The sequence below is a fragment of the Caballeronia sp. NCF2 genome (assembly GCF_023631205.1).
Classification (GTDB): domain Bacteria; phylum Pseudomonadota; class Gammaproteobacteria; order Burkholderiales; family Burkholderiaceae; genus Caballeronia; species Caballeronia zhejiangensis.
The window spans coordinates 1-7,576 of sequence record NZ_JALQDN010000097.1 but is presented as its reverse complement, the minus strand read 5'-3'; the positions used below and the strand labels follow the sequence as shown (position 1 = coordinate 7,576).

Sequence of the window (7,576 nt, the reverse complement as noted above, 5' to 3'; positions counted from 1 at the left end):
CCGGCCGAGGCGACTGGGCGGATGCCGTCACCAATGCACAGCTTGGCGTGCCGGTTGGCACGCGCGTCGGCACCGGTCTCGTGGTCGACGCGCACGTGCTCGAACACGCCCTCGAGCATGCACCGGCCGACACCCGAGCCTGGATCCAACTCGAGCGCTGCCTGGGCCTGCGGCGCGAGGAGATGATTGAAAGTCACAAGAGCCTGAAGCAATGGGAGGCGGCGCTCGCGCGTGGGCAAAGCTTCATCACGATCCGCCACGGCACCAAGGGCGGACGCGTGAGGGATACGGTCATCCCAACGCCCTACCGGGATCGCGCCTTAGCCGCAGTCAAAGCGGCGTTGGAAGTTACGATGACGCGGCCATACCTAGTCGACGCGACGACAGCGCGCGCAGCCCAAAAGCAGGTCCATGACCGCTTTGCGGCCTTGGGGTTGATGGGTAAGGACTCCGGTCATGCGTTACGCCGAGCTTTCTGCCGTGACAACTATGAGCACTACTTGAGCGAGGGCCATAGCGGCAATGAAGCGCTCGCGTTGTGTTCGCGTGATCTGGGCCACGGTGAGGGCCGCGGCCGCTGGGTTTGGAACAACTATCTGAGAGCGACCTATGAGCAGCAAACCTGAATTCACGACCGCTCATCGATTGCCGAAGGGCAGCGTGTGGAAGGTCAAGACCGAACTAGTCGGCGGCACACGCTTGGAAGGGCTTTCGGATCCGGCTGACGCACTTCCGAGATTGAAGATCTCGCCCGAGGCGTTCGAAGCCCTAAAAGGACTTCGAAGTCGCGGTGAGACGATCCGGGAGGTGGTGGAGCGGTTGATCTTCCTTGCTGCTGAGCAGGCCAACAACCAACCACGCTGATAGAACAGATCATCACCAAAGGATGATCTGGCCCGCAAAGCTCTATACCGTGGTATTGTTTCAAAATTATGCCAATATGTCTTCAATATTGAAACAATATAGAATAAGTATGATTATAACGATCGGGAACACTAAAGGCGGCGTAGGCAAATCGACCCTCGCCGTCCAGCTCGCGCTTGGGCTTGCACTCGACGGACAGCGCGTCTGGTTGGTCGACGGTGATCGACAGGGGACAAGCCTGGGCGCGATTACAGTGCGCGCGGAAAGTGGCCGGGCGCCGATCGCCGCCGCCGCATACCCAGACGGCGCGACACTGCGCGCACAGGTCACGCAGCAGGCCAGCGCATACGATCACGTCATCATCGACGCAGGCGGACGCGATTCGACTGCATTACGCGCGGCGCTAACAGTCTCCGATCTCATGCTGGTGCCGTTTCAGCCGCGTTCATTCGATGTTTGGGCGCTGTCGGACGTGGCGAGCCTGTTGCGCGAGGCGCGCAGTGTGCGCGACGTAAGAGCTCTGGCGCTGCTGAATGCCGCCGATCCGCAAGGCAGCGACAACGAAGAGGCGAGTGAGGCGCTTGCCGACATTGAAGGCATCGAGCTGCTGCCGCTGCGCATCGGGCGGCGAAAAGCGTTCGCCAGTGCGAGCGGGGCGGGGCTCCACATCGACGAATACCGGCCGCGCGACGTGAACGCATCCACCGAACTATCCGCATTAAAAAATCACCTCGTTTCAATATTGAAATAATATTGAAAATATATTATGTCCATCACAAAAAAGCCTAAACCTGTTGCTAGTGAGCCCGCGGCAAATGCGTTTATCGGCCGCGCGCCCGATGCTGCCGCGACGCGAAGCGCGAGCCCGCCAGCACGGAAAAACAAGGTTCAAATCGCCATTACGATCTCCCCCGACTTGCTCGCTACAGTCGACTCACTCGCGGCACGAAAGGGCCTTAGCCGAGCTGCGACGATTTCGCTCGCATGCGCCGAGCTGGTCGAGCGCGACGCAAAAAATTGACGAGACAGACTATTCCCTGCCTGTCGGACTTTTGCGGGTGGTTTTGAATCGGTTGTTTCTCTCAATGGGGGCAAGCCCGAAGGGCGCGTCAGACTCAAGTGTGGGGAAGTCCCGAACCGCACCGCGGCTGTCCACGGGCCTTTGGCCGGTGGACAGGGGACTTATCCACACGGGGAAGTTCTGAATGCCTGTCCCCACCGGTTTTTAGATAGTTTTTTCTTGTTTATAGAGGGCTGGGAGCCTTGTGCCGTAAGGGTTTGCAGCCTGCTATTGCGTCTTTTTCCGGGTCAATTGCGTCTTTTTCCGGGTTAGTGCGTCTTTTTCCGGGCGCTATCCACAGCCCATGCAAAAGATTTTCGCGCTCCCTATTTCTTCCGGCGTGCCCTGGTAGCCACTAAATTGCGTCAATTTCCGGGCTATTGCGTCTTGATATTTTGTTGACGCAATTAGAGATATGCGTCAGAGTCGCCGGATGACGCTTTAGGGGTGAAAATGGCAGGGAAAGCGGAGAGCTATTCGGCGATCACGGACAGGCCAGCGGGCGATCGGTGGATCTCGATGAGCAACGCGCTGACGCGAGCGGGGCAGGGGCTCACGCTGGCCGAGAAGCGCATTGTGGCAGCCGCCGTCAGCAAGCTTGACAGTCGGCGCTTGCCACAAGTCGGCGAGTTGCCTGTGACCCGGATAACAGCTGCAGAGTATGCCGACACCTTCCATGTTGACGCGAACACCGCATACGAACAGCTCCAATCAGCGGCCAAGACGCTCTACAACCGCACCATCACCTTCTATGAGGCCGCGCATCGTCGCAATGGCGCCCCGTTGCCACCAACGAAGGTTCAAATGCGATGGGTCGGGGTCATCAAATATCAAGTGGGCGAGGGGTGGGTTGAGTTGCACTGGTGGCCGGCACTGCTCCCCCATCTGACGGCATTGAAGGGGCAGTTCACTACGTACCAATTGCAGCAAGCGTCTGCATTGCGCTCGATTTATTCTTGGCGGCTGCTCGAACTGCTTACGCGCTTCAAATCCACTGGCTGGGCTGAATACGACATAGAGGACTTCGCGGCCGCGATGGACGCGACTGAGAAGCAGCGCCAGAATTTCAACAACATCAAACGGCGAATTATCGAGCCGGCCGTTGCTGAACTCAACGAGAAAGACGGATGGATTATCCAGTGGGAGCAGATCAAGGCCGGGCGGAAGGTCAAGGCTGTGCGATTTACCTTTGCACGCGACCCGCAAGGCCGGCTTGAAATCTGAGGCAATTACCGATCGCCTCATACGACGCGGCTAGCGGCAGCCGGAGGAATGACAAAAGGTGCCGAGCGGCCTTGATCGTCGAAGCCAAGCTCACGCGTGCGCGCGCTCGACCTTGGGCGTTCCCTTGGAGCGTGCCTGCCAAAGGTCATAGGCGGTCTGCTGGGCCAGCCACACGTCTGCGCGGCCGCCATTCTCGACACCGAGCCAACCTTCGATCCGAAGGGCCATTTCTGGCGAGATACCTGCGTGCTCGTTCAGCACGCGTGACAACGCCACGCGCGTGACACCGAGCTGCTCGGCCGCTTGAGTCACTGTCAAACCAAGCTCCGGGAGGATATCCTCCCGGAGCGTTTCACCCGGGTGAGGCGGGTTAAACATTTGGGTCATGTACTGAACCTTAGTGGTAGTCCTGGTAGTCCACCAAGACAGCGTCAGTACCTTCGAATGTGAAGGTCATCCGCCAGTTCCCATTCACGCTGATAGCGTAATGACCGGCTAACGGCCCTTCCAATCCGTGAAACTTCCAGCCCGGCACATTCATATCATGCGGCGACTGAGCCACATCGAGCCGAGCTAACTGACGCTTTAATCTGGCTGCATGGTCGGGTCTGATGCCCGCCTTACTTTCGGTCTTGAAGAACTCTTCGAGTCCTTTGTGTCGCCATGACTTGATCATGGTGCTCCCAATCAAAGTGGTTAGATCCCATCTCTTACCTCTTTAAAAGTCACGTCAATTAGTCAGTTGGTCTTGCCTGATGAACATCATGTATAGCGTATAGTTACACTGTACATTGCGGCGTTTACAGAGTCAATGTGGGTCTTCGGCTGTTAGAGCAGGATTCGCTCGACCTCATCGAGGCTGATGTCGTCGCAGCGCCGGTCATAGAACTGGGTGGTGCGCGTCGATGCGTGATTGGCCATCACCGCGGCGTTCTCGAGCGTGCCGCCGTTTTTGAGATAGGTGGTGATGCCGGTCGCGCGGAACGTGTGATTGCCGATCGGGGTATCGATCCCAGCCGCTACTGCCCGGCGCCGCACCATCGCATAGGCGTTCGCCTGCGGCAGTGGCGTCTTGCTCAGCTGGCCAGTGCCACGCGTAATCGTGCGAAACAGCGGTCCCTTCGGCTCATCGCGTAGCCCCGTCTGGTCGAGATAGTCATGCAGATACGCCTCCAGTGTGTGATGACAGGGCATCGCGTGCGCTTTGCCGCCTTTTTCACGCAAGCGCACCCACAGGCGCCGCTGCTGTACATAGACGTCGTCCACCCGCATCGCCAGCGCGGCGCCCACCCGCGCAAACGAAAACACCATCAGCGCAATCAGCGCCCGGTCGCGCAAGCCAATTGGCGTCGACACATCGATGCTGTCGAGCAGCTGTCGCGCCTCGCTCGCATCGAGCACCGGCGTCTTTCCTTTCTTGGCTGTATGACTCGGGCCGCGCACTGACGCGGCCGGGTTGTGCGGCACAATCTGGCCGGTCACGAGCCAGTCGAACAGGTGGCGGATCGCCGCCAGCCGCAGCTTGACGGTTGGCGCCGATAAGGTCTGCGTCTGCAGCTCGATCCACGCGGCGACGTGCAGCGGCTGCACAGCCGTGATGGAGGCCACGCCCGCGCTGGCGCACCAAGCCAGAAAATCCCCTGCCGCCCGCGCATACGCCCGCCGCGTATGCGGATTGCGGATGGCTGAAGCAAAAAACTCGAGGAAGCGAATACTGGCCCGCTCTCCGGCCGCGAGAACAAGCGATGGGGCAGAGGTAGCGACGATTAGGTCCATTGAGCCCGTCAGTGCAATGTCGGTTTTTTGGGACTAGCCGACATACCGGGTATGAAGGCGTCCACGCGCTCAGCTTGCTCATAGAGACCCGCCCGACACTCGGCTTTTAACTCAGCCACGGCTGATTCAACCATGGGGTGGCCACGATAGGCGGCTACGGCGGTATCGATCGATGCCTCGACGGTTTGAATGGCTGCCTCGACACTCGCGGGGTCATCACGATCGAAATTCACCGTGATAACGAGTTCCTCAAGCGCTTCAAGCGCAAGCAACGCCGTGTCGGCTTGGATGATCGAATCGGCGGGTGGTTTGGTGGGCATACGGTGATCTACCAAGGTCTGTGATCAAAAGTTAGGTTGTTGGCTGCCGCCTTTTCGCACGCCCAATTGACGCTGCGCTTGTTCAAGCAGCTGGTCGAGATCGGCAAGCGTGCACATTTCTTTGCTCGTGTCGCCCACCTAAGCCACACACGACGCCCCGCCTGTCGCTGGCGCCAGGCGAGCGCCGCATATATCTGATAAAGGACATTATCAAATATATAGAAGGACGATACGTATTGGCGCGACCGTTGTGCACGCAATTCGGACGCGCCGAGCGCCTTATAAAACGGCACGAAGTGCGCTAGCGTCGGCGGGTTGCGTGAATCACGTTTCGGCTACTCATTATGTCGGACTCTGACCTGCATGCGCTTGCCCTTGCTGTGGCCGACTGCGCCCAATTCTCATCCTTGATTCGACGCGCGTTGGGCAAGCAGCAATACGAAAAAACAGAAAGTACGCTTTGCCGTGACATGTCCGACCTCGTGGGACTCGTCGAGTGGAGCCTGCCCCTCGACATGGCGCAGCAGAGCGAATTAAACAAGGCGCGCACCTACCTGGCACTGCGACGGCTGGACTGGGCACTGACTTGCGTGGATGGCGTCCTTCAAAGCGTCCGGACGGCGATTCAGGACGATTGCTTACCGGACTCCTCGTAGGCGGGCATGGTCGGTGCGCTATCTATCGATAGGGCGCACTGGAGAGTTCATGCCGTTTTCGAAATTGTTTCAGCGGGCGCCCCGACCGTGGACCGCGCGACGAGTGCCACTCAATCAAGCCAGACTGCGCGTCCTCGTGGTCGATGACAACCACGATGCAGCCTTGGCCATGACGGTCTATCTGTCGCTGGAGGACATCGAGTCACGTGCTGTTTTCGGCGGTCGCGACGCCATCGATCTGGCGCCCGAATGGGCGCCCCATATCATCCTAATGGACATCCAGATGCCAGCATGCAATGGCATCGAGGCGGCTCGCATGCTGCGGCGTGATCCGCGGACCAACCACATCGCGATCATCGCCTATACCGCGCTGGACGAAACCGAACTGCGCCGCCAGTTGGTCGATGACGAGTTCGACGGCTACCTGCAAAAAGGTCGAGATCTCAGTCAGTTGATCCAGCTGCTCAAGACTTTCACTCAGGCCGATGGCACGGGATCAGGTACCCGTGCGGGAGGCGTTGCCTAGCTTCGAAAGACCAGCTGATCGGCATCGTAAGAAACCACGTGCGACCACCTGACTGGTCAGACGAAAACTGCTGTGCTAACGTAGCGGCGTTCCTGCGTCCCTGACGCATCGACCTACGATCGGCTTCGAGCCTGATCCTACTTCTTAAGCCGGGCACTTTGCCCGCAAACCGCTTACGGCAAGTACATCGGATTCGTCCGCCCTGCACAGCCCCCTGAGCGATTTTTTCGTGGCGCTTCGGCGGGGCTGTCGTAGTCCGTCCATCGCAAGCGCAAGCACTTTTCCATCTCGGGCTTTGCCCGCGCATCACGTTCCTACGAGCCACCAAGCTCGAACTTACCTCGTCTTTCGGCTGCCAACGAGCAGCCCAGCTAGCGCATCGCGTCCGCGCTTCCCGTTTGCTGTGCCGACAGCAAACGCAGCAAGCAAGATGCGGTGACTTCCCCGCCTTCCGCGGCCCGATCATTGGGAGCATCCGCCGAGGCAACCACATGGTTTTGCGCGTCACTGCTTCGCATCGAGGAGCAGTGACGCGCTCTCGCGCACCCCTCCCGCCCGCACCACGCAAGGCGCCCGTCTCATGACGTGATAGTTAAGCGCACGTCAGCGCGTCGAACCGGCCAACCGGCGAACGACAAACGACCTCATCGGCAGCAGCACCCCGGCCACGACAACCCACCTCCAGGTGGCGGCCCACAGTTCCCTAAACAAAGGCAGGACCCGGCTCGCTGGAGCGTTCCGGTGCAACACAACGACAAACAAGACCAACAAAGAAGAGATGAACAAGTCCACGTCATTACCGAACCGATCGCGATCGCAGCCGCGCTCGATCGAAGCGAAGTTCATGGCTGCATCGCTTCACAAGGGGGCTGCGACCCTGACCCAGCAGAAGATGCTGACGACTTTCAAGGCGTTCGCTGCACATGCCAGGCAGCGGCGTTATGGCGATGTCGAACCTGCCACCGTCACGGAAAAGCAGCTTCGCAATTATGTCGGTGCGCGCATCGAGGCCGGCATCACGCCGCGCACGATCCAGAACGAAGTGAGCCATCTGCGCCGCGCCTTGCGCGGCGCCGGCCGAGGCGACTGGGCGGATGCCGTCACCAATGCACAGCTTGGCGTGCCGGTTGGCACGCGCGTCGGCACCGGT

The 7,576-nt window shown here is 59.5% G+C and carries 11 protein-coding genes; 7 read left to right on the top strand and 4 right to left on the bottom strand.

Annotated elements, in window-relative coordinates; genetic code table 11:
* The 4 genes from NCS02_RS35180 to NCS02_RS35165 all read left to right on the top strand — a co-directional run.
* A partial coding sequence (locus tag NCS02_RS35180) for an integrase domain-containing protein (protein WP_250482580.1) occupies positions 1–626 on the top strand: 626 nt, incomplete at its 5' end.
* Entirely contained in the window at positions 610–864 is a 255-nt protein-coding gene (locus NCS02_RS35175; protein WP_008344545.1) for a hypothetical protein, read from the top strand. The genes NCS02_RS35180 and NCS02_RS35175, both read left to right, overlap by 17 nt.
* Positions 865–973: 109 nt before the next feature.
* Positions 974–1,615: an AAA family ATPase gene (locus NCS02_RS35170; RefSeq protein WP_033535635.1), complete on the top strand. Its 642-nt coding sequence runs from the start codon at positions 974–976 to the stop codon at positions 1,613–1,615.
* A 762-nt stretch (positions 1,616–2,377) separates the two neighbouring features.
* Positions 2,378–3,148 carry a replication initiation protein gene (locus NCS02_RS35165; RefSeq protein ID WP_008344542.1) on the top strand — a complete coding sequence of 257 codons (771 nt, stop codon included), beginning with the start codon at positions 2,378–2,380 and terminating at the stop codon, positions 3,146–3,148.
* A gap of 90 nt (positions 3,149–3,238) precedes the next feature.
* Here the strand turns inward: NCS02_RS35165 and NCS02_RS35160 are convergent, their stop codons facing one another.
* The 4 genes from NCS02_RS35160 to NCS02_RS35145 form a co-directional block, all read right to left on the bottom strand.
* A complete protein-coding gene (locus tag NCS02_RS35160; protein ID WP_008344540.1) occupies positions 3,239–3,535 on the bottom strand; it encodes a HigA family addiction module antitoxin in 297 nt (98 codons plus the stop codon).
* 10 nt (positions 3,536–3,545) lie between these two features.
* The gene (locus NCS02_RS35155; RefSeq protein ID WP_008344539.1) at positions 3,546–3,824 is read right to left on the bottom strand and encodes a type II toxin-antitoxin system RelE/ParE family toxin; all 279 of its coding nucleotides are present in this window, start codon (positions 3,822–3,824) and stop codon (positions 3,546–3,548) included.
* A gap of 152 nt (positions 3,825–3,976) precedes the next feature.
* A complete protein-coding gene (locus NCS02_RS35150; protein ID WP_033535636.1) occupies positions 3,977–4,924 on the bottom strand; it encodes a tyrosine-type recombinase/integrase in 948 nt (315 codons plus the stop codon).
* An 8-nt stretch (positions 4,925–4,932) separates the two neighbouring features.
* Entirely contained in the window at positions 4,933–5,244 is a 312-nt protein-coding gene (locus tag NCS02_RS35145) for a YuaX family protein (protein WP_008344537.1), read from the bottom strand.
* Between the two features lie 344 nt (positions 5,245–5,588).
* Between NCS02_RS35145 and NCS02_RS35140 the strand changes: the two genes are divergently transcribed.
* The 3 genes from NCS02_RS35140 to NCS02_RS35130 all read left to right on the top strand — a co-directional run.
* Positions 5,589–5,900, top strand: coding sequence for a hypothetical protein (locus NCS02_RS35140; protein WP_008344535.1), 312 nt, complete (start codon positions 5,589–5,591; stop codon positions 5,898–5,900).
* Between the two features lie 49 nt (positions 5,901–5,949).
* A complete protein-coding gene (locus tag NCS02_RS35135) occupies positions 5,950–6,426 on the top strand; it encodes a response regulator (RefSeq protein ID WP_008344533.1) in 477 nt (158 codons plus the stop codon).
* 778 nt (positions 6,427–7,204) lie between these two features.
* Positions 7,205–7,576: phage integrase N-terminal domain-containing protein (locus tag NCS02_RS35130; protein WP_284504567.1), on the top strand; the 372-nt coding region annotated here is incomplete at its 3' end.